This window comes from Pandoraea faecigallinarum, from assembly GCF_001029105.3.
In the GTDB taxonomy this organism is placed as follows: Bacteria; Pseudomonadota; Gammaproteobacteria; order Burkholderiales; family Burkholderiaceae; genus Pandoraea; species Pandoraea faecigallinarum.
This window is the reverse complement of sequence record NZ_CP011807.3, coordinates 3,926,406-3,946,872: the sequence shown is the minus strand read 5'-3', so window position 1 is coordinate 3,946,872 and position 20,467 is coordinate 3,926,406. Positions and strand designations below refer to the sequence as shown.

At 63.3% G+C, this 20,467-nt stretch carries 17 protein-coding genes and 1 tRNA gene; 10 read left to right on the top strand and 8 right to left on the bottom strand.

The genetic code is table 11. The annotated features are described in order from the left end of the window. Positions 1-11: 11 nt before the first annotated feature. Together AB870_RS17275 and AB870_RS17270 are read right to left on the bottom strand one after the other, a co-directional pair. A complete protein-coding gene (locus AB870_RS17275) occupies positions 12-1,175 on the bottom strand; it encodes a porin (protein WP_047905652.1) in 1,164 nt (387 codons plus the stop codon). A gap of 1,005 nt (positions 1,176-2,180) precedes the next feature. Beyond that, the gene (locus AB870_RS17270) at positions 2,181-3,500 is read right to left on the bottom strand and encodes a sigma-54-dependent Fis family transcriptional regulator (protein WP_237169976.1); all 1,320 of its coding nucleotides are present in this window, start codon (positions 3,498-3,500) and stop codon (positions 2,181-2,183) included. A gap of 182 nt (positions 3,501-3,682) precedes the next feature. Between AB870_RS17270 and AB870_RS17265 the strand changes: the two genes are divergently transcribed. Continuing rightward, the gene (locus AB870_RS17265) at positions 3,683-4,627 is read left to right on the top strand and encodes a LysR family transcriptional regulator (protein WP_047905651.1); all 945 of its coding nucleotides are present in this window, start codon (positions 3,683-3,685) and stop codon (positions 4,625-4,627) included. An 87-nt stretch (positions 4,628-4,714) separates the two neighbouring features. On the opposite strand, the gene AB870_RS17260 is transcribed toward AB870_RS17265, so the two are convergent. The 3 genes from AB870_RS17260 to AB870_RS17250 form a co-directional block, all read right to left on the bottom strand. Next, positions 4,715-5,470, bottom strand: coding sequence for an SDR family NAD(P)-dependent oxidoreductase (locus tag AB870_RS17260; protein ID WP_047905650.1), 756 nt, complete (start codon positions 5,468-5,470; stop codon positions 4,715-4,717). Positions 5,471-5,564: 94 nt separating this feature from the next. Continuing rightward, positions 5,565-7,427, bottom strand: a complete 1,863-nt coding sequence (locus tag AB870_RS17255) for a TRAP transporter large permease (RefSeq protein WP_047908346.1) — start codon at positions 7,425-7,427, stop codon at positions 5,565-5,567. Positions 7,428-7,442: 15 nt separating this feature from the next. Further along, on the bottom strand, positions 7,443-8,462 hold the full coding sequence (locus AB870_RS17250) for a TRAP transporter substrate-binding protein (protein WP_047905649.1): 1,020 nt from the start codon (positions 8,460-8,462) through the stop codon (positions 7,443-7,445). A 729-nt stretch (positions 8,463-9,191) separates the two neighbouring features. Between AB870_RS17250 and AB870_RS17245 the strand changes: the two genes are divergently transcribed. Genes AB870_RS17245 through AB870_RS17230 form a run of 4 tightly spaced genes read left to right on the top strand, consistent with a single transcriptional unit; the run spans position 9,192 to position 12,899 of the window. Further along, positions 9,192-10,358 (top strand): acetyl-CoA acetyltransferase, encoded by a 1,167-nt coding sequence (locus tag AB870_RS17245; protein ID WP_047905648.1) that lies wholly within the window; start codon positions 9,192-9,194, stop codon positions 10,356-10,358. Between the two features lie 20 nt (positions 10,359-10,378). Continuing rightward, positions 10,379-11,956, top strand: a complete 1,578-nt coding sequence (locus tag AB870_RS17240) for an acyl-CoA synthetase (RefSeq protein WP_157112371.1) — start codon at positions 10,379-10,381, stop codon at positions 11,954-11,956. Beyond that, positions 11,953-12,489, top strand: a complete 537-nt coding sequence (locus tag AB870_RS17235) for a PPC domain-containing DNA-binding protein (protein WP_047905646.1) — start codon at positions 11,953-11,955, stop codon at positions 12,487-12,489. The genes AB870_RS17240 and AB870_RS17235 overlap by 4 nt, the downstream gene beginning before the upstream one ends. After that, the gene (locus AB870_RS17230) at positions 12,486-12,899 is read left to right on the top strand and encodes a PPC domain-containing DNA-binding protein (RefSeq protein WP_047905645.1); all 414 of its coding nucleotides are present in this window, start codon (positions 12,486-12,488) and stop codon (positions 12,897-12,899) included. The genes AB870_RS17235 and AB870_RS17230 overlap by 4 nt, the downstream gene beginning before the upstream one ends. Positions 12,900-12,978: 79 nt before the next feature. Here the strand turns inward: AB870_RS17230 and alaC are convergent, their stop codons facing one another. Then, positions 12,979-14,196, bottom strand: a complete 1,218-nt coding sequence (gene alaC, locus AB870_RS17225) for an alanine transaminase (RefSeq protein WP_047908345.1) — start codon at positions 14,194-14,196, stop codon at positions 12,979-12,981. Positions 14,197-14,429: 233 nt separating this feature from the next. Between alaC and AB870_RS17220 the strand changes: the two genes are divergently transcribed. Beyond that, a complete protein-coding gene (locus AB870_RS17220) occupies positions 14,430-14,759 on the top strand; it encodes a DMT family transporter (RefSeq protein ID WP_047908344.1) in 330 nt (109 codons plus the stop codon). 32 nt (positions 14,760-14,791) lie between these two features. On the opposite strand, the gene rocD is transcribed toward AB870_RS17220, so the two are convergent. After that, the gene (rocD, locus tag AB870_RS17215; protein WP_047905644.1) at positions 14,792-16,009 is read right to left on the bottom strand and encodes an ornithine--oxo-acid transaminase; all 1,218 of its coding nucleotides are present in this window, start codon (positions 16,007-16,009) and stop codon (positions 14,792-14,794) included. Between the two features lie 196 nt (positions 16,010-16,205). Between rocD and AB870_RS17210 the strand changes: the two genes are divergently transcribed. The 3 genes from AB870_RS17210 (at position 16,206) to AB870_RS17200 (ending at position 18,315) form a co-directional block, all read left to right on the top strand. Further along, positions 16,206-16,282, top strand: a tRNA-Arg gene (locus AB870_RS17210). Between the two features lie 51 nt (positions 16,283-16,333). After that, the gene (locus AB870_RS17205) at positions 16,334-17,212 is read left to right on the top strand and encodes an RNA polymerase sigma-70 factor (protein WP_047905643.1); all 879 of its coding nucleotides are present in this window, start codon (positions 16,334-16,336) and stop codon (positions 17,210-17,212) included. Positions 17,213-17,301: 89 nt separating this feature from the next. Next, entirely contained in the window at positions 17,302-18,315 is a 1,014-nt protein-coding gene (locus tag AB870_RS17200) for a LysR family transcriptional regulator (protein ID WP_047908343.1), read from the top strand. Here the strand turns inward: AB870_RS17200 and AB870_RS17195 are convergent. After that, positions 18,308-18,787: a carboxymuconolactone decarboxylase family protein gene (locus AB870_RS17195; protein ID WP_047908342.1), complete on the bottom strand. Its 480-nt coding sequence runs from the start codon at positions 18,785-18,787 to the stop codon at positions 18,308-18,310. The two genes, AB870_RS17200 and AB870_RS17195, sit on opposite strands and share 8 nt — an antisense overlap. 382 nt (positions 18,788-19,169) lie before the next feature. Between AB870_RS17195 and AB870_RS17190 the strand changes: the two genes are divergently transcribed. Continuing rightward, the gene (locus AB870_RS17190) at positions 19,170-20,444 is read left to right on the top strand and encodes an MFS transporter (RefSeq protein WP_047905642.1); all 1,275 of its coding nucleotides are present in this window, start codon (positions 19,170-19,172) and stop codon (positions 20,442-20,444) included. Positions 20,445-20,467 lie beyond the last annotated feature (23 nt).

The following is a 20,467-nucleotide window of genomic DNA, read 5'->3' as shown; positions in this document are numbered from 1 at the left end:
CGCCGCCTGGATTAGAAGCGGTGACGGATACCCGTGCCGACGACGGTTTGCGAGCTGGTCGACGACATACCGCCGGCAGCGCCGACACCGGCCGCCAGACCCGTGCCTTCGTTGTCGGAGATGTGCTGGTACGAACCCGTCAGGTACACATCGGTGCGCTTCGACAGACGGTAGTCGGCTTGCAGCGTAACGGTGTGGAACTTCGGCTTCTTGTCCGTCGAATCCTGCTTGGCCATCGTGTACGTGTACGCGGCCGACAGCGAGACTGCCGGGGTCAGCATGTAGCGACCGTTGACTTCGAAGTTGTCGAACTTCAGACCGTCGTTGGCGAACGACACAGCGGTGCTGTTGTAGTTCAGACCCGTCAGGCCTTGCAGTTGGGTGTGGGTGTACACCAGGCCGACCGTTGCCGGGCCGAAGGCATAGTTACCACCGATACCCCAAACGCGTTGCTTCGACGATTGGAACACCGAGTCACCGCCAGTCGACGTGTCGACTGCGCCCGAGCCGTTGTTGTTACCCGGATTGCCTTGACGCTCCAAGTAAGCAGCAGCCACCGTGAACGGGCCGTTTGCGTAGTTCACGCCAGCGCTGAATGCACGGTTGTTGGCGAAGTCGCCGGCCTTGTTCGAGAAGCCATACAGGCCGCCGAAGGTCAGGCCGTTGTAGTTGGCGCTCGAGTACTTGACCGAGTTGTTCACACGGAACGAATTGTTCGTGTTGTCGTTGTCATACGGGTGCGAAGCGATCGTGCCGCCGAACGACGAACCGTTCAGGGTCAGCGGTGCCAGGTAGTCAACCAGCGAGTCGTACTGACGGCCGATCGTCACAGCGCCGAACTTGTCGTTTTGCAGACCGACGAAGGCTTGGCGACCGAACATACGGCCGTTTTGGCCCGACTGACCATTGTTGATCGAGAAACCGTTTTCCAGCACGAAGATGGCCTTGTTACCGCCACCCAGGTCTTCCGAGCCCTTCAGGCCCCAACGGCTGCCGTTGACCAGGCCGCTCGTTGCACGGAAGTTCTTCGAACCCGAAGCACCAACGGTGTTCGTCGAGTTGCTCGTGTAAGCGATGCCGGCGTCGATCAAGCCGTACAGGGTGACGCTGCTTTGCGCGTGCGCGGTCATCGAGAACGCGCCGACAACGGCCGCGGCAAGAAGAGTTTTTTTCATGGTTTAAGCTCCAGTAACGTGACACGAATCGCAGAATTCGCGTGTAAACAGAACGCGGCGAAACAGAACATGTCGAGGTGACGATGTGTCACTCGCGGACCCGAACAGCTATCGGCACTGCTCTGTTGACAGGGGGCAGTGTATGAGCCGGTGTCACTCCCGCCTATTTCAGAATCCGCAAGAATCTATTTCAGATATGAAAAGAATGTGCGAAGCGCGTCGTAAAGCATTGTCTGGCAAGGGATTGGCCTGATTAAGCGTAGGCGAGAAATCGCCCTGCAAGCGACGTGTGTTGCGCTTGGGACACAGTGTGACGTGCTGGCAAAAGCGCGCGCGAAGCATGGCCAGCGCGCGTTTTGCGCGCGACAAGCATGTTTTGTTTTGGTTCCGTCGATGTGAGAACGCGCGCAGTGATGACGTCGCGCACATGACGCATCCGTCAGAAGTCCCACGCCGGCGCGGGCACGCGGAGGTCAACGTCAGTCGGCGGCAAGCGGCGTCACTCTGTGTCGTTGATCGAGGTGGCGCGAGAGGAGCCGACGTGGGTTGGCGCGCAATAAGGTGAGCGTTATCCGTCGATCGTCGCTGCCATATAAATAGCGACGAGTTCGGAACAAGCGAATCGGGCGGTCGCCGCACATGCCCGTGTCAGTGCGCTGCCATGCGCCTGTCATATGGGATGCGTACACGCGCGTAATGAGTGAATTCTGAGATGTTGGCAAGCACCTGAATTCGTCGCGTGCCGAAAAGTGCTTTATTTATGGGGTTTTACGGACTATTGCGAGTCGCCAAATAATTCATTGCGTCGAATGATGACAATGATTTCGGGTGGCAGACCTATACTACGTTCCGCGAGAAGTAGACTTTTGCGTTGAGTGAAAAGTCTCCAAACCTTGGCGCGGCCTTATCGGCCGCGCTTTTTTTTGTCTGTGATTTTTGTCCGCGATTGTTGTTCGCAATCTTTCTCCACGTTTCTCGTCGGCACCATTCGACGCAACGCACGCACTAGGCAAAGTGACCGGTCGTGAGCGCTTCACCACAATCGCGCACGTGCGGAATGCTCAACTGCTTGAGCTTGCGATACAGCGACGCGCGACAGAAACCGAGCGAGCGCGCCGCCGCCGAGATGTTCCAGCGATGTTGTGCAAGCGCCTGCACAATGCGTTCGCGCTCCGGGTCCTGCCCCATGTCTTGTGTGGCATGCGCGGCAGGCAACGCACGAAGCGCCGTTGCCCGGGGCATCGTCTTCGCGTCGTGCGCCGACGCCTCGCCGTTCACCTCCCGCATGTGCATGTCGTCTTCGCGATGTCGCGGCGTCGACGCACGCATTGTCTGCGGCGCCCGTGCCGCGTGTGCGGCGCGTGTCTGCAAGAACTCCGGCGGCAAGTCGTTCGCGCACAGCAGCTCGCCGCTCATTACGGCGCACGCGTAACGCAATGCGGCACGCATCTGACGCAGATTGCCCGGCCAGGCGTGCGCGAGCAGACGGGAAAGTGCGTCGGGCGATACCCGCGCCAGCGCCTGGTCGACACGCAGTCCGGGCCATTCGTCGCACAGCATGCGGGCGATGAGCTCCGGCTTGTCGTCTCGCTCGCGCAGCGTGGGCAACGTCAGGACACCGACGGCGATCCGGTAGTAGAGGTCTTCGCGGAACGTTCCCTGTGCGACGGCGCTGGCGAGATCCTGATGCGTCGCGCAGATCAGCTGCACATCGACCGGCACGGGCTGGCTCGCGCCAAGCGGCGTGACTTCCCGCTCCGATAGCACGCGTAGCAAACGAGTCTGCAACGCATACGGCATGTCGCCGATCTCGTCGAGGAAGAGCGTGCCGCCGTCGGCTTGCTGCAATTTCCCTTTCATGCCCCCGGGCAACGCGCCCGAGAATGCGCCGCGCTGATAACCGAACAATTCGCTTTCGACGAGATGTTCCGGCAACGACGCCGTGTTGATGGCGACGAACGATTGCGAGCGTCGTTCGCTATACGCGTGCAACGCCCGCGCGAGAAATTCCTTGCCCGTTCCCGTCTCGCCGAGAATCAGCACGGGCAGACCGCGATCGATGAAGCGTTTGCCGCGCGCAAGCAAATCGCGCATGCGGGCGTCGGTGCCGCACAGATCGTCGATGGCCAGGTAATCGGGACGCAACCGAAGCGCCTGAAGTGTCGCGGGGGACGACACGGAGGCCGAGGCGGGCGGTACGCGCACGATGCGCTCGGCGAGGGCGGCAATGTTGCTGAATGCGGTGTTGGCACTGGCCGCGCCGCGGGGGCTGGCGTGGCCGACAGGTCGAGCGGGGGCGTGCGCTACGGCGAGGTGAGCGGGCATGACTTGTCTCCTTCTCGTATTGGTACGAAAGGGGCGCCGTCGGTGGCTTGTGGCCTGGCGATTCCTGACGTCTCTTTATGTCGCGACCGGCTCGGGTGGCCAACCGCCAAAGCAGGATACGACCGTCGAGTCATAACATCCAATACAATATTGATGCGTCAATAATACCTCTGGGGTATCAAATGATCGAACTGCGCCATTTTCAGTATTTCGTGGCCCTCGCGCAGACGCTGCATTTCGGCCGCGCGGCCCAGCAACTGCACATCTCTCAGCCGCCGCTCTCGCGCCAGATTGCGTTGATGGAAGCCGAACTGGGCGTGCAGTTGTTCGAGCGCACGAACCGCAGCGTGCGGCTCACACGGGCCGGCACGCGCTTTTATCAGGATGCGGTGGAAATCCTCAATTCGGTCGACCGCGCACGTCGCAACGTGGTGGCGGCGAGTCGGGGGGAAGACGGCGCGATCACCGTCGGCTTCATGATGTCTTCCGCCTACAACATTCTCCCGGCGCTCACGCGTACCTACGCCGCCGCATTCTCCCGCGTCGACATGAAACTGGCGGAGACGCTGCCGAATCTGCTGGCCGAGTCCGTGCGCGCCGGACAGACCGACGTGGGCATCATGTACCGTCCCGAGGATCTGACCGGTCTCGATACGGCGACCGTCTTTCGCGAGGAGATGGTGGCGGTGATTCCGCGCACGCATCCGCTGGCCAAGGTGCGCGTGCTCGACGCCACGCAACTCGCCGAGGAATCGTTCGTCAGCATTCCGCGCGAGATCGCGCCCCTCGTCTACGACCTGATCGTCACGCATTGTCGCCGCGCGGGATTCTCGCCGCATATCCGGCTCGAAACCAACTTGCAGCAGACCATCATCAACCTCGTTGGCGAAGGACTGGGTGTGGCGATGGTGCCTATGTCGATGAGCAGTGCAAGCGCGTCGGGCAACGCGGTGTTCAAGCCGCTCAGGAACGCTCCCGTGGCCGAAGTGGCGCTGTTATGGAGCCGTGACAATCACAATCCGTGCGTGGCGACGTTCGTTGAGAACGCGCGCAGCGTGTGGCGGGAGATGCAGCGCGCGCCGGGCGCACGGCTGGTGCCCGATCTGCCGGACACCAGCCTTCGGTAGGCGTTGGGGGAGGGAAGGAAGTCTGCCGGGTGAGTGGCGCCCGGATGACGCGTCAATGCGCAGGCGCGGCGGCGCCAGTGTGCGACGTCAGATTTCGAGAATCCCGGCGGCAACGAAACCGCCATCGACCGGCAGAATATGCCCGGTCACATACGAAGCGTCGTCCGATGCGAGGAAGCTCACCGCACCCGCGATCTCGGCCGGTTGCCCGTAGCGCCCGAGCGGCGTCGTCTGTGTGTAGTTGCGACGCGACACGTCGGAATGCAGCACCTGCGTGAGCGGCGTGTCGATCGGACCGGGGGCAATGCCGTTGGCGGTAATGCCGAACGGCGCGAGTTCGATGGCCATCTGACGCGTGAGCCCGATCACGGCCGCCTTCGACGTGCCGTAAGCCGTGCGCCCCGCGCTGGCCAGAATGCCCGCCACCGAAGCCAGATTGACGATGCGTCCCCAACGCTGTTCGCGCATGAGTCGCGCCGCGTGCTGCCCGCACAGCAGCGTGCCCGTGAGGTTCACATTCATCACCTGATGCCAGTGGTCGAGCGGATAGTCGAGAAACGGATACGTCTTGGCGATGCCGGCATTGTTGACGAGCACGTCGCAGCGTCCATGCCTTTTCGCGATCTGAGAAAAGCCGTCGGCAATCGACGCCTCCTCGCCCACATTCATGCCCAGCGCCCAGGCCTTGCCGCCGGAGGCGTTGAGTGCTGCCGCCGTCTCCGTTGCCGCGCCTTCGTTCAGATCGGCGACGACCACGGTCATGCCATCCTTTGCCAAACGTTCGCAGATGGCGGCACCGATGCCCATGCCCCCACCCGTGACTACTGCTACCTTCTCAGTCATGCTATGGACTCCTAAATTTACTGATAGTTACAGCACGGGCCCCGCCGCCCGCAAAGCGGCGGAGCCCGTCGGTGAAACCGTTAAGTGATTTGCGTTACTTCAGGAAACCGATCGAGATCCAGGGGATGAAGACCACGACGAGCAGGGCGACGAGCAGGGCGCCCATGTAGGTCCACATCCGGTTGAACACCTTGTCGGGCGACGTTTTGCCGATGGCGCACGCGGCGTAGAATCCGACACCGAGCGGCGGTGCGAACAGGCCCATGCCCATCGACAGGATCACCACCATGGCGTAGTGCACGTCGTGGATGCCGAGCGAGCGCGCGACCGGAAACAGCAGCGGGCCGAACAGCACGATGGCCGGAATCCCTTCGAGCACGCTGCCCAGCACGATGAATACGACCACCGAGATGAGCAGGAAGCCGACCTGGCCGCCGGGCACGCCGTGCATCAGGCTGACGAGCTTCGCCGAGAAGCCCGATTGCGTGAGCGCCCACGCCATGGCGGTCGCCATGCCGATGATGAGCAGGATCGCACCGGACAGGGCCGCCGTCTCGGTGAGCAGCGGATACAGACGCTTGAAGTTCAGATGTTTCTTGAAAGCGTGAACGATCAGGCCGATGACGATCGTGTAGGCAATGCCGATGGTCGAGACTTCCGTTGCCGTGGCAGCGCCTTCGATCACGGCCGTGCGGATGAGAATCGGCAGGGCGAGGGCGGGCAGCGCGACGATGAACGTCTTGTCGATCACGCCCCACGGTGCACGGCGTGCCGCGTTCGGCGCTTCCTTGCGCGAGCGGGCAAAGCACACCACGACGATGGCGAGCGTTGCGATGACCGCCGGGAGCAGGCCGCCGACGAACAGGGCGGTGATCGACACGCCGCATACGGCACCGATCGTGATGAGGACGAGACTCGGCGGGATCGTCTCCGTCATGGCTCCGGTCGCCGACAGCAGCGCGACGAGGTCTTCCTGTTTGGAGCCGCGACGCTGCATCTCGGGGAAGAGCGCCGGGGCGACGGCGGCCATGTCGGCGGCCTTCGAGCCGGAGATTCCCGAGACGAGGAACATCGCCCCGAGCAGCACGTATTGCAGGCCGCCGCGCACGTGTCCGAGCAGCGAGGCCATGAATTCGATCAGGCTGCGCGCCAGCCCGCTCATTTCGATGAGCGCGCCGAGCAGCACGAACAACGGTACCGACAGCAGCACCAGGCCCGACATGCCTTCGTCCATACGGCTGACGACGATCTGCAACGGGGCGTCGGTCACGAGCGCCAGATACGCCAGGGTGGCCGTTCCGAAGGCAAACGCGATCGGAATGCCGCCTGCCACGCACGCGCCGACGATCAGCACGAAGAAGATCAGCAGGTTGTAGTTGCCCATGGCGATGAGCGTCGGACGACCGAGCCAGAGGGCAGCGCCGAGTGCCGCGACGAACAGCACGCCGAGGCCGAACTGACGCATGCTGGAGCAGCGCGCCATGCGCGAGACCGCGGCAATGAGCATCAACGCCGCGCCCACCGGAAGGGCGGCGGCGCGCAGCCCGTCAGGAATTTCCAGCGCGGGTGTGGTGATGTCCATCTGTTCGATGGCATGTGTGTACGCCGGCATGATGATGAGGGCGACGAACACGCATACCGTGAGCGCGGCCATGGTCTGGAACCAGTCGCGCCATGCAGCGGGAAGTTTGTTGACGATGGCGGACAGACGCATGTGCTCGCCCCGGTCCAGGGCGAGGACGGCGCCGAGCATCGACAGCCAGATGAACAGGATCTGCGCGAGTTCGTCCGACCACGTGAGCGGATTGTCGAACCCGTAACGCGAGACCACGCCCGCGAGCAGGATGAAAGTCTCCGCCACCACCAGCAGCACGGCAGCCGCTTCGGTGACTTTCATCACCGCGCGGTTGACGTGGCAGAAGAGGCGGGCGAGCGCGTGCGTCGGCTCGGCCGTCATCGTCAACGTTTCCATTTACGCGAGCTTCCCAGTGTACTTTTCCAACATGGCCCATGCTTCGTCGCCGAACTTCTTGTGCCATTCGGCATAGAAGCCCGCCGCGCGCAGCTTCTCGCGGAATTGCTCGTTGTTCGGTGCATTGAACACGAGACCCTTCTGCTTGAGTTCGGCGGTCACGCCCTCATTGAGCTTGCGCACGTCTTCGCGCTGCGCCACGGCGGCAGCGTTGACGTTGGCGGTGACGATGTCCTGCAAGTCCTTCGGCAGCTTGTCCCACTTCTGCTTGTTGGCCAGGAACCAGAAGCCGTCCCACATGTGGTTCGTCATCGACACGTACTTCTGCACTTCGTAGAGCTTGGCCGTGGTCAGCAGGGCCAGCGGGTTTTCCTGCGCTTCGACGATGTGGGTCTGCAAGGCCGAATACACTTCGGCGAAGTTGATCGACGTGGGCGACGAATCGAACGCGCGGAACATCGACGTCCACAGCGGGCTGGTCGGCACGCGAATCTTCAGGCCCTTGAGATCGGCCGGCGAATTGATGGGACGGCTGCTCGTGGTGATCTGGCGATAGCCGTTCTCCCAGATCTTGTCGAACGCGAACACCGTCGTCTTCGCGATCTGACCGCGAACGTGCTTGCCGAGATCGCCGTCCATGGCGGCCCACACCTGGCTGTAGTCCTTGAACGCGAAGCCCACGCCCGAGATCTGCGCGGCCGGCACGAGCGTGCCGAGAATCAGCGGCGAGAGCGTGAAGTAGTCGATCGCGCCCGAGCGGATCTGGCTGAGCATGTCGCTGTCGGAGCCGAGCTGGTTGTTCGGGTAGATCTGGAAGTCGACGCGGCCCTTCGATTGCTCCGCGATCTTCTGCGCCATCTCCTTGGCGCGGATGTTCATCGGGTGGCTGACAGGCAGGTTGTTGGCAAACTTCAACGTAAATTCTGCAGCGTGGGCTTGCGTCTGGTACAACCCCGTAGCGGCAGCTGCCGATGTGGCGGCCACGACCTTGATGAAGTGGCGGCGATCCATGGTGCTCATACTGCATGTCTCCTTGTTTATAGGTTTGTGACTGCGTCTGAAGCTCGGGCCATGCGAGCGTGCTGCCTTGCAATGTCCCGGCCAACTCGGAAGGCGATGCGCGAGCGTTTCGCTATGTCCGAACATTCGGCTCGCAAGTGGCTAGGTAATCTTACGCAAATCGAATGCCAGTTCGGTGCCCGAACGGGAAAACCCTTACGTTGTTAAGCATTAGTGAAATCCCGTGTTCCGTTCGCGAGTGCTCCGGAGCGCCGTTCGTCAGGCGAGGCAAGGCTTTGCAGCCGGTTTGCCGCGGGCCGTGCGTTTTGCTGCATGTGCGAATCGGGGCCGGATAGACGAAAAGACGCCGGTGTGACACCTGTCGCATTTGGCGCTCGGCCTGCGACACCTGTCGCATCGCCGGGTGAGCAAGGTGCGACAGGTGTCGCAGCCGTTGCGCGATGCGTTTTCTTGTTGCGGCACAGCAAACGGCGCTCACCCGGCGCGATGCAAAATTCACTTGATGCGGCGGCAAATCCCGCTTTACGCTTGCGTCAATTGCGAAAGCGCCACAAGCGCAGGAAAGACATCGACTTCGCAACGACGACTGACCGAGCCGTCGATGTGAAAGATCCGGCACTGCGGAGCATTCCGTAATATTCCGTAATGTCCGCGCAGTCGCGCTACACGGGGCTGGCATCGAAATTGCTCACCGGAGTCTGGATGACCCCATTTTTCCGGAGACACTTCATGGTTGCTGCATGCCTTACCGGCTGGGCCCACTCCCAGTTCGGCAAACTCGATAACGTCGACGCCGAAGTCCTGCTGGCCGACGTCGCTCAGGCCGCACTCGACGATGCGGGCCTTTCGCCCGAACAGATCGATTCGATTCACGTTGGCACTTTCAATGGCGGTTTCCTGTATCAGGACTTCCCGTCCTCGCTCGTCTTCAACCGCATTTCCGGGCTGCGCTTCAAGCCGGCCACGCGTTACGAGAATGCGTGCGCCACGGGATCGGCTGCCGTGCATGGCGGACTGCAATCGATCGAAGCGGGCAAAGCCACGCATGTGCTCGTGATCGGCTTCGAGAAAATGACGGAGCTCGCCACGCCGCAGGTCGGCGAGGTGTTGCTCAAGTGTTCGTATGCACGTGAGGAAGCCGGAATCCCCGGGGGGTTCGCGGGCGTATTCGGGACCATCGCGCAGGCGTATTTCGAGCGTTACGGCGATCAGTCCGATGCCCTCGCGCGTATCGCCGCCAAGAACCATCGCAATGGCAGTGTGAATCCGTACGCGCACATGCGCCGCGATTTCGGCTACGACTTTTGCCGCAACGTCTCCGAGAAGAACCCGTTCGTGGCTGGTCCGCTCAAGCGCACGGACTGCTCGATGGTCTCCGACGGGGCGGCAGCGCTCGTGATCTCGAAGGCGGACGTCGCGCGCACCATGCCCAAGTCGGTCGGCTTTCGCGCGGCGGTGCAGGTCAACGATTACCTGCCGCTCTCGCGGCGCGATCCGCTCGCGTTCGAGGGCGGTCAGCACGCGTGGCGCCAGGCGCTGGGCGTTGCCGGGGTTTCGCTCAGGGATCTGTCGCTGGTCGAGACGCACGATTGCTTCACCATCGCCGAACTGATCGAGTACGAGGCGATGGGCCTGGCGAAGCCGGGGCAGGGCGCGAATGTCCTGGCTGAAGGGCTGACGGAAAAGAACGGGCTGCTGCCGGTCAATCCGTCGGGTGGCCTGAAGGCGAAGGGGCATCCGGTCGGCGCGACCGGTGTGTCGATGCACGTGATGGCGGCGATGCAATTGACGGGCACGGCCGGGGAGATGCAGATCCCGAACGCCAAGCTCGCGGGCGTCTTCAACATGGGCGGCGCGGCGGTGGCGAACTACGTGAGCATTCTCGAAGCACGCTGAGTGCATACAGGAGACGAGAGATGCTCAAGAAGGTCATGAATCTCGGCCGACTGCTGGCCGACGTCGCCCGCCGTCATCCGGACGAGCCCGGCCTCATCGTCGGTGACAAGGTCACGACATGGGGCGAGATCGACGCCCGCGTGAATGCGGCGGTCGACGCCCTGCGCAAGCTCGGTGTCGGCAAAGGCGACAAGCTACTGGTGCATTCGCGCAACAACCTGCCGATTTTCGAAAGCGCATGGATCGCGTTTCGCCTCGGCGCCGTGTGGGTGCCGACGAACTTCCGCATCACCGCCCCCGAAGCCGCCTATCTGGGGCAGTCGAGCGGTGCCTGCGCGATGATTTACGACGCCGGTTTCGAAGGTCATGTCGACGCGGTGCGCGCCGCGTCCCCGGCGCTGCGCCATGTGATTTCGATCGGCGCACCGCGCGAAGGCGAATTGCATTACGAGACGCTGGTGGCCGAACATCTGGGCGCGCCGGGTTACGAGGAAGAGGTCGAGTACGAGGATCCGCTGTGGTTCTTCTACACGTCGGGCACGACCGGACATCCGAAGGCCGGTGTGCTTTCGCACGGACAGATGGCGTTCGTGGTCACGAATCACCTCGCGGATCTGATGCCGGGCATTACGTATCGCAGCCGTTCGATGGTCGTGGCGCCGCTCTCGCATGGCGCCGGCATTCACGCCATCGTCAACACGGCGCGCGGGGCGGCCAGCGTGCTGCTCCCGGGCGAGAAGATGGACGCCGAGCAGGTGTGGCAGGCGATCGAGCGCCATCGCGTGGACAACATGTTCACGGTCCCCACCATCGTCAAGATGCTTGTCGAGGACCCGGCCGTCGACCGCTACGATCATAGTTCGCTGCGCTTCGTGATCTACGCGGGCGCGCCGATGTATCGCGCCGACCAGAAATACGCGTTGCAAAAGCTCGGTCGCGTGCTGGTGCAGTACTACGGCCTTGGCGAAGTGACGGGCAACATCACGGTGCTGCCGCCGTGGCTGCATAGCGACGACGACAACGCGCCGGATGCCCGCGTGGGCACCTGCGGTTTGCCGCGCACGGGCATGGAGGTGGCGATTCTCGACGAGCACGGGCAGCGTCAGCCGGCGTTCGCGTCGGGCGAGATTTGCGTGCGCGGGCCGGCCGTCTTCATGGGGTATCACAACAATCCGGACGCCAACGCAAAGGCCTTCAAGGACGACTGGTTCCACACCGGCGACCTGGGGCACGTGGATGAACAGGGATTCCTGTACATCACGGGGCGGGCGTCCGACATGTACATCTCGGGCGGCTCGAACGTCTATCCGCGCGAGATCGAGGAAGCGTTGCTCACACATCCGTGTGTTTCGGAGTGCGCGGTGCTCGGCGTGCCCGACCCCAAGTGGGGCGAGAGCGGGCTCGCGGTGGTGGTCGCCCGGGAAGGCATGGCCGCACAGGCCGATGAACTGCTCGGGCATCTCGAAGCGCGTATTGCCCGCTACAAGTGGCCGCGCCGCTTCGTGTTCTGGAGTGCCATGCCCAAGTCGGGCTACGGCAAGATCGTGAAAAAGCAAATCAAGACGATGCTCGAAGAGCAAGGAGACTATCGACTATGAAACCTGCGCTTTCACGGGTCTATCGACATGCAGGTGTCCCCACGTTACCCCGTGTGGAAGACTGTGTGTTGAGCGGGCAGCACGAACTGCGCGTGACGATCCGGTCTGGTGCGAATCTCGGCGAGTCCATACGCGCGGCGTTATCCCGCTATGCGTACGGCGGCGGCGTCGGGCGTTTCTGTGCGGGTACCGCACGCGGTCTGCGGTACCACATGATCGAGAACACGACGGATGCGGAGCGTCCCTTCGGGTACGGGGCGCCGGTCGACGAGTTGCGCGAGGTCGATCTGATCGGCGGCTCGCTCACCGTGGGCCGCACGTCCGACGGCGCAACGCTGCTGCATTGCCATGCGGGGTTCTCCGACCCGTCGGGCGAGTTGCACGGCGGCCATCTGATTCTCGATCACACCTGGGCCGGGGACGAGCCTGTGGTGATCCGCCTGTGTCTGTTCGAGCACGGCGGTTATGTGACGGGGGACGACGAGGAAACGCGGTTTCATCTGTTGCGTCCGGTGGCGGGAAGTCTCTCATGAGCGCGGCGCTGGAGATTCCCGTCGCCATCGAAAATGGCACGTTGGGCCGGTTGGTGGTGGCGCGGCTCAAGCCGAATCAGGATCTGACGGAAAGCATCGAGGCGCTGTGCGCCGAGCATGGGATCGCCCGTGCCATCGTGCGCGGCGCCGTCGGCAGCCTGATCGACGCGCGCCTCGCGTTTCGTGCGGGTGACGGCTGGCGCGAACAGCTGGTCAGCGGTCCCGGTGTGGAGATCCTCAACGTGTTCGGTGAGGTGGACGCGAGGCCCGATGCGTCGAACGAATTGCCCACGCTGCACGGCATGGTGGCCGATACCGACGGCCGCATGTTCGCCGGGCGTTTCGTGCGCGGTGGCAATCTTTCGTTCATCACCATCGAGGTGACGTTGCAGGAGTGGTTGCCGGCCTGAGCGCGACGCCGGTCACGAGAAGGGGGGCGCAATCGATGCGCCCCCCTTTTTTGTGCTGCGTCGTCGAGTTCCCGACGAACTATGCGCCCGCCGGCTGCACCAGTCCGTCTTCACGGAACATGTGCTTGATGCCGCGCACGGCTTGCCGGATGCGCGATTCGTTTTCGATCAGCGCGAAGCGCACGTATTCGTCGCCGTACTCGCCGAAGCCGATGCCCGGCGAGACCGACACCTTGGCTTGCGCGAGCAGTTTCTTCGCGAATTCGAGCGAACCGAGGGCGCGATACGGTTCCGGGATGCGCGCCCAGATGTACATCGATGCTTTCGGCAGATCGACCGTCCAGCCGGCTTCGGTCAGGCCCTTGTAGAGCACGTCGCGGCGGCGCTGATACTGCTCGCGAATTTCCCCGACGCATGTCTGGTCGCCTTCGAGTGCGGCGATGGCGGCGACCTGCACCGGGGTGAACGTGCCGTAGTCGTGATAACTCTTGATGCGCGCGAGCGCCGCGACCAGTTCCGGATTGCCGACCATGAAGCCGATACGCCAGCCGGCCATGTTGTAGCTCTTGGACAGTGTGAAGAATTCGACGCATACGTCCTGCGCGCCGGGCACTTGCATGATCGACGGTGCCCGATAGCCGTCGTAGACGATGTCGGCGTAAGCCAGATCGTGCACCACGAGAATGTCGTGTTTGCGCGCGAGATCGACCACACGCTCGAAGAATTCGAGTTCGACGCACTGAGCGGTGGGATTCGACGGGAAGCCGAGAATCACCATCTTCGGCTTCGGGTGACTCTCGCGGATGCCGCGTTCGAGTTCGGTGAAGAAATCGATGCCCGGCGTCATCGGCACGGAACGGATGTTCGCACCCGCGATGACGGCGCCGTAGATGTGAATCGGATAGGACGGATTGGGCACGAGCACCGTGTCGCCCTGGTCCAGCGTGGCGAGCATCAGGTGCGCCAGGCCTTCCTTCGAGCCGATGGTCACGATGGCCTCGCGCTCGGGATCGAGTTCGACGTCGTATCGATCCTTGTACCAGCGGGTGATCGCGCGACGCAGGCGCGGAATGCCGCGCGAGGTCGAATAGCCATGCGTGTCGGGACGTTGTGCGACTTCGACGAGCTTGTTCACGATATGCGGTGGCGTGGCACCGTCGGGATTGCCCATCGACAGATCGATGATGTCTTCGCCACGACGCCGTGCCGCCATCTTCAGTTCGGCGGTGATATTGAAAACGTACGGGGGAAGACGATTGATGCGCGCAAAGCTGCGCGAGCCCTGAGAGCTGGACATGGGATGCATCCTGGAACGTAAGCGCCCGGAACCGTCCGAGCGACGCCGGTGTGCTGGCCACACCGTGACGGCGACTGTAGCGCGACGTCGAACGCTTAGGCAAGCGATATTTGCGCGATGCGATGTGGCATGGATCGGCGAATGCAGGAAGAGATGCACAAGAGGCGTCGGTTATGATGAGCGCCCGTCGTGTCCGCGCGGGGCGGACGGCCAACCGAGTGAAAGGAGTGACGATGGCGTATCTGTATCTGCTCGTGGCGATCGTGGCCGAAGTGATCGCGACGTCGGCGCTCAAGGCGTCGGAGGGTTTCACCCGTGTGGGGCCGGTTGCGTTGGTCGTCGCCGGCTACGGCATTGCGTTCTACATGTTGTCGCTCACACTGCGCACGATTCCCGTGGGCATTGCCTATGCCATGTGGTCGGGCCTGGGCATCGTGCTCATCTCCATTGCCTCGCGCGTGATGTTCGGGCAGAAGCTCGACGCCCCGGCCATCCTCGGCATGGCGCTCATCATCGCTGGCGTGCTGGTGATGAACCTGTGGTCGAAATCGTCGGCGCATTGACACTGATATGGCAGCCGGCGTCGAGGCGCGACTCAGGCTTGAGATTCCGCTTCCGATTCGGCTTCGGCCAGCACGGCCTTGAGTGCCGAGATACACATATCGATCTCGGCGCGTTCGATGACCAGCGGCGGGGCGAGGCGCAGCACGGTCGAGCGGGTTTCCTTCGCGAGCACGCGACGGCGCAGCATCCGCATCGACAGATCGTGGGCGTCGGCGCGTGCGGGGTCGATCTCGATGCCGGCCCACAGACCGCGGCCGCGCACTTCCCGAATGAGCGGCGAGTGAATCGCGTGCAGGCGCGAGAGCAGATATTCCCCCATCTCGGCGCTTCGGCCCGGCAGATCTTCGTCGGCCATGACGTCGAGCGCTTCGAGCGCGACGGTGGCTGCAAGCGCATTGCCTCCGAATGTCGAGCCGTGACTGCCGGGTTCGAACAGATCGATGATGTCGCGTCTCGCAACGAACGCGGACACGGGCAGCAAGCCGCCGCCGAGGGCTTTGCCGAGCATGACGCCATCGGGCACGATGCCTTCGTGCTGATAGGCGAACCAGCGTCCGGTGCGTCCGAGTCCGGACTGGATCTCATCGAGTAGCATGAGGACGTTCTGCTCGGTGCAAAGCGCGCGCAGCCCGCGCAGGAAGCCCTCGGGCGGCACGACGATGCCGCCCTCGCCCTGAATCGTCTCGAAGAGCACGGCGCAGGTGTTGGGTGTGATGGCGGCGCGTAGCGCGTCGATGTCGCCGAAGGGCACGCGAACGAAGCCGGGGGCGAACGGCCCGAAATCGGCGCGGTAGGCGGGTTCGGAGGAGAAGCCGACGATGGTGGTGGTGCGTCCGTGGAAATTGCCGTCGGCGACGATGATCTCGGCCTTCCCGGCGGGAATGCGCTTGACGCTGTATCCCCAGCGCCGCGCCGCCTTGATGGCGGTTTCGACGGCTTCCGCACCGGTATTCATGGGCAGGGCGCCCCCAAGGGTGGTGAGGTCGCACAGCCGTTCGAGAAAGGCGCCGAGGCGGTCGGTATAGAAGGCCCGGGAGACGACGGCGAGGCGCTGCGCCTGTGCAGTGAGCGCGGCAACCAGTCTCGGATGCGCATGGCCGTGGCTGACGGCGGAATAGGCGCTCATCATGTCGAGGTAGCGGTTGCCTTCGACGTCCCAGACCCAGACGCCCTTGCCATGCGAGAGCACGACCGGCAGGGGCGAGTAGTTGTGCGCACCAAAGCGTTGTTCGCGTTCGATCTCGTTCATGAGCGCGTTCCTCCACGTATGGAGTCTAGTTGCGAACGCGACGGCGCGCAAAGGGGGACAACTCCCGAAACCGCGCCGATGAAACTGGCATGCGCGTGCGCTATAATCACCGGCTACCCGGCTGTGGCGTAAAGATTTGTCGTTGCGCTGCGTCGGGGGCTTTCCGGCGGCGATACTCGCTCGCTGCCAACGTGCACTGCCCATAGCTCAGTTGGATAGAGCATCGGCCTTCTAAGCCGACGGTCGGGGGTTCGAATCCCTCTGGGCAGGCCAATGAATCGAGGGGTTTCGCGATACCTCACTCCCATCCTCGTCTCCATGCCCATGACCGATTCCGCGATTTCGTTCGAACGTCACCGCGCTCGCCTGTTTGCGATTGCGTACCGCATGCTCGGCGCCGTGGCCGAGGCCGAAGACGTGGTGCAGGAAGCGTGGCTGCGCTGGCACGGCAGCGACCAAGGCGCGGTGGAGAACGCCGAAGCGTGGCTGGTCACCACGACCACACGCCTGTCCATCGACCGCCTGCGTGCCGTCAAGATCGAGCGAGAAACCTATACCGGGGTCTGGCTGCCCGAACCGATGCTGATGTCGGCGCCCGAGACCCCCGAACAGGCGCATGAGTTCGCCGACGATGTCTCCGTGGCGTTCCTGTACACGCTGGAGCGCCTCTCGCCCGATGCCCGGGCAGCGTTTCTGATGCGCGACGTGTTCGACGCCGAGTACGACGACATCGCGCAGACGCTGGAAAAGACGCCAGCCGCCGTGCGCCAGCTCGTCAAGCGTGCGAGACAGCAGTTGCGCGACGGCACGCCGCGAGACGCCGTCCCGCGCGCAACGCTGCATCGCCTGCTCACAGCCTTCACCGACGCGATTCAGCGCAGCGACTTCCACGGCCTGCATGCCTTGCTGAGCGATCAGGCAGAGCTCATTGGCGACGGCGGCGGCAAGATCCCGAGCTTCCGCAGTCTGGTCGGCGCAAAGCGTCTTGCCCAACTGTTCTACGCGGGAAAACGGCGGTATGGCGATGCGATGCGCGTCGAGATGGTTCAGGTCAACGGACAGTGGGCACTGCTGCGCTATCTCGATGGGCAGCTTGAATCCGTGCAGTCTTACGAGACGGACGGCGAGCGTCTGACCCGGGTGCTGGTGCAACGCAATCCGGACAAGCTCGCGCGAATCGCCGCGGACATGGCACGGCGCTGACGCGCAAAAAAATATTTCACGCGGGATGTCACAAAACGATCGGTTGGGCCGTCTTGAGGGTAAGGTCAACCAATTGCGGCTTCGCCATGATGTCGACATCCCGCTCCACGCTTGCGTCCACGTTCCCAGCGCCGGCTTCAGTGCCGGCTTCCGCACCATTTTCCGCCCCTCGCGCCGACTCGCTCGCCGAGAGCTTTGCCGCAAGTTATGCGGGAGTCGTGGCCTTTCTTGCCGTGGCGGCCGAAGGCAACTTTGCCAGGGCTGGCGACCGGCTGGGCATCGGCCGTTCGGCGATCAGCCGCAGCGTCCAGAAGCTCGAAGCGCAGCTGGGCGTGCGGCTTTTCGTGCGCACGACCCGCCGCACCGTGCTGACCACCGAAGGCCAGCGTTTTTACGATCAGTGCCATCCGGGCGTCGCCCGCATCGTTCATGCGCTCGACGATATCCGGGAGCTGCGCGAGGGGCCGCCATCAGGGCAATTGCGCGTCAGCTCTCCCGTGAGCTTCGGACGCCAGGTCGTCGCGCCGCTGCTGGCGGGCTTTCGCGAAGCGTATCCGAATATCTCGATCGAACTGTTGCTTGACGATAGTCCGGCCGACTTCGCCGCCGAGCGTGTCGACATCGCTTTTCGCAACGGTCGTATGGAAGACAGCCGGGTGATCGCCAGGAAGGTGATTCCGATGCAGATGCTGCTGTGCGCCTCGCCCGGCTATGTCGCCAGACATGGTCTGCCGGGCAGTATCGAGGCGCTTGCCGATCACCGCTGTGTGAATCTGCGGCTGGGCTCGGGGCGTCTGTACGAATGGGAATTCAAGTCGGACGGGCAATTGCGCAAGTTCGCGCCGAACGCCATGCTGACCTTCAACGATGCCGATCTGGTGCTGCAATCGGTGCTCGACGGCCACGGCATCGCGCAACTGGCCGATCATCAGGTAAGCCGGCATCTGCGGGCAGGCACGCTCGTCGCCTGCCTGCCGCGTCACGCGCCCGACGACTACGGCCACTATCTGTGTTTTCTGAGCCGTCAGCATTTGCCTGCCCGTATGCGCGCGTTCATCGATTACATGACGGAGCGCATCCGGGCGTTGGACCTGCTCAGTTGAGATTGGCCTTGTCCAGACCGTACGCCTTGTCGGCAGAGCCCGGTTCGGTGCGGAAGCCGACGTTCAGACGGTTCCAGCCATTGATCGCCATGATCGCGAAGCTGAGGTCCGAGATTTCCTTTTCGGAAAGTTCGGCGCGCACGAACTCATAGACGTCGTCGGGCACCCCGTGCGGGGGCAGGGTGGTGAGCGCTTCGGTCCAGGCCAGGCAGGCGCGCTCGCGCGGCGAGAACAGCGTGGATTCGCGCCAGATCGCCACGTGGTGCACACGCAGTTCGCGCTCGCCACCGATCCTGGCCTGCTTCACGTGCATATCCAGACAGAAACCGCAGCCGTTGATCTGCGACGCCCGGATTTCGACCAGATGCAGAATGGACGCCTCGATGGCGCCGGATTTCAGTAGCAGGCCGAATTCGACGTATTTCTTGAAAAGTTCGGGCGATTGCGCGAAGGCATTCAGACGTTGACTCATGATGGCATCCTCGAAAGGGTGATGCGCCTCGCAAAGGCGTTGCGGGGACGCACGGGCTTTGACAACCTCGCTATCGTAGTGCCGAGTGCGATGCGGCAGAAGTTCCGGCGACGGGCGCACGATGTTGCGTCGAAAGCGACAATAGTGGCGCAAGCGCCTGAGTGCCTGAGTGCCTGAGTGTGTGAGCGTCGCGGCGTGTGTTGCCGCGGCCTTCGCATACCTCGGACAGCCAACGGATTCCGGCACTCGTTTCTTCCCATGCCATGTAATATTCCGATATCGGCCGCCACACCGCGCCACACCGCGCCACACCGCGCCGGAGCGTGGCGCTCGAAAGTCCAAGCCAACAGCTCAATTCGAATGAGCGTGCCCCGGAGACGCCATGTCGCAGTCCGCTCACCTGCCGGATTCCCGTTACGCCGTTTTTCGACTCATCGTCGCGCTGCTCATCATGACGGTGGGAAGCAGCAGCATGTATATCGTCTCGGTGGTGTTGCCTGCGGTACAGGCGGACTTCGGGATTGCGCGCGCCCAGGCGTCGCTGCCCTACACGTTCATGATGCTGGGATTCGCGCTCGGCGGCATCGTGATGGGGCGCATGGCCGATCGCTACGGTGTGATGCGTCCGCTGCTGGTGGGATCCGTCGCGCTGGGGGTGGGCTATATCGCCAGCGGATTTGCATCCGGCATTATCGGCTTCACCGCGATACACGCGCTGCTCATCGGCGCGATGGGGAGTTCGACGACGCTCGGGCCGCTCATTGCCGACACGACCTCGTGGTTCGTTCGCCGGCGCGGTGCCGCGGTCGCCGTGTGCGCCAGCGGCAACTATCTTTCCGGCGCGATATGGCCGCCCATCGTTCAGTTTCTGGTCGCGCATCATGGCTGGCGTCAGACTTACATCGAGCTCGGCGTTTTTTGCGGCGTCACGATGTTCGCGCTGGCGCTGCTCATGCGGGCCGGGCCGCCGGCGATCCCGGTCGGTGTGACTCGTTCGCCCCGGGCGATGGCGATGGTCTCCGAGCGGCCCTTCGGCATGAACAAAGGCGGGGCGCAGGCGCTGCTATGCGTGGCGGGCATCGCCTGCTGTGTGGCGATGGCCATGCCGCAGGTGCATATCGTCGCCTATTGCGGCGACCTCGGTTACGGCGTGGCAAGCGGCGCACGGATGCTCGCGCTGATGCTTGGGTTCGGGATCGTCAGCCGGCTGGTTTCCGGGGTGATCTGCGATTACATCGGCGGCCTGCGCACGCTCCTGCTCGGCGCGGGACTCCAGTGCGTCGCACTGTTGCTCTTCCTCCCCTTCGACGGGCTGGGATCGCTGTATGTCGTCTCGGCGCTGTTCGGGTTGTTTCAGGGCGGTATTGTCCCGGCGTATGCGATTGTGGTGCGGGAGTACTTTCCGGCGTCCGAGGCGGGTGCCCGTGTGAGTACGGTGCTCATGGCCACGTTGGTGGGCATGGCGCTGGGCGGCTGGATGTCGGGAGCCGTGTTCGATCTGACCGGCAGCTACCGGGCGGCATTCCTCAACGGCATTGCCTGGAACCTGCTCAATCTGTCGATCGTCGCGACACTTCTGTATCGGGCGGGGCGCCGGGGCGCGACGTCGAAGCCGGCACTCGGGAACGCCGCCCGCGAACCGTCCGCGCAGCGCTGAGCAACGGCAGCGAAACCCCGCCG

Bases quoted from the DNA above. Each gene is read 5' to 3' on its own strand.
- AB870_RS17275 (WP_047905652.1), bottom strand. From the start codon at position 1,175: ATGAAAAAAACTCTTCTTGCCGCGGCCGTTGTCGGCGCGTTCTCGATG.
- AB870_RS17270 (WP_237169976.1), bottom strand. From the start codon at position 3,500: ATGCCCGCTCACCTCGCCGTAGCGCACGCCCCCGCTCGACCTGTCGGC.
- AB870_RS17265 (WP_047905651.1), top strand. From the start codon at position 3,683: ATGATCGAACTGCGCCATTTTCAGTATTTCGTGGCCCTCGCGCAGACG.
- AB870_RS17260 (WP_047905650.1), bottom strand. From the start codon at position 5,470: ATGACTGAGAAGGTAGCAGTAGTCACGGGTGGGGGCATGGGCATCGGT.
- AB870_RS17255 (WP_047908346.1), bottom strand. From the start codon at position 7,427: ATGACGGCCGAGCCGACGCACGCGCTCGCCCGCCTCTTCTGCCACGTC.
- AB870_RS17250 (WP_047905649.1), bottom strand. From the start codon at position 8,462: ATGAGCACCATGGATCGCCGCCACTTCATCAAGGTCGTGGCCGCCACA.
- AB870_RS17245 (WP_047905648.1), top strand. From the start codon at position 9,192: ATGGTTGCTGCATGCCTTACCGGCTGGGCCCACTCCCAGTTCGGCAAA.
- AB870_RS17240 (WP_157112371.1), top strand. From the start codon at position 10,379: ATGCTCAAGAAGGTCATGAATCTCGGCCGACTGCTGGCCGACGTCGCC.
- AB870_RS17235 (WP_047905646.1), top strand. From the start codon at position 11,953: ATGAAACCTGCGCTTTCACGGGTCTATCGACATGCAGGTGTCCCCACG.
- AB870_RS17230 (WP_047905645.1), top strand. From the start codon at position 12,486: ATGAGCGCGGCGCTGGAGATTCCCGTCGCCATCGAAAATGGCACGTTG.
- alaC (WP_047908345.1), bottom strand. From the start codon at position 14,196: ATGTCCAGCTCTCAGGGCTCGCGCAGCTTTGCGCGCATCAATCGTCTT.
- AB870_RS17220 (WP_047908344.1), top strand. From the start codon at position 14,430: ATGGCGTATCTGTATCTGCTCGTGGCGATCGTGGCCGAAGTGATCGCG.
- rocD (WP_047905644.1), bottom strand. From the start codon at position 16,009: ATGAACGAGATCGAACGCGAACAACGCTTTGGTGCGCACAACTACTCG.
- AB870_RS17205 (WP_047905643.1), top strand. From the start codon at position 16,334: ATGACCGATTCCGCGATTTCGTTCGAACGTCACCGCGCTCGCCTGTTT.
- AB870_RS17200 (WP_047908343.1), top strand. From the start codon at position 17,302: ATGTCGACATCCCGCTCCACGCTTGCGTCCACGTTCCCAGCGCCGGCT.
- AB870_RS17195 (WP_047908342.1), bottom strand. From the start codon at position 18,787: ATGAGTCAACGTCTGAATGCCTTCGCGCAATCGCCCGAACTTTTCAAG.
- AB870_RS17190 (WP_047905642.1), top strand. From the start codon at position 19,170: ATGTCGCAGTCCGCTCACCTGCCGGATTCCCGTTACGCCGTTTTTCGA.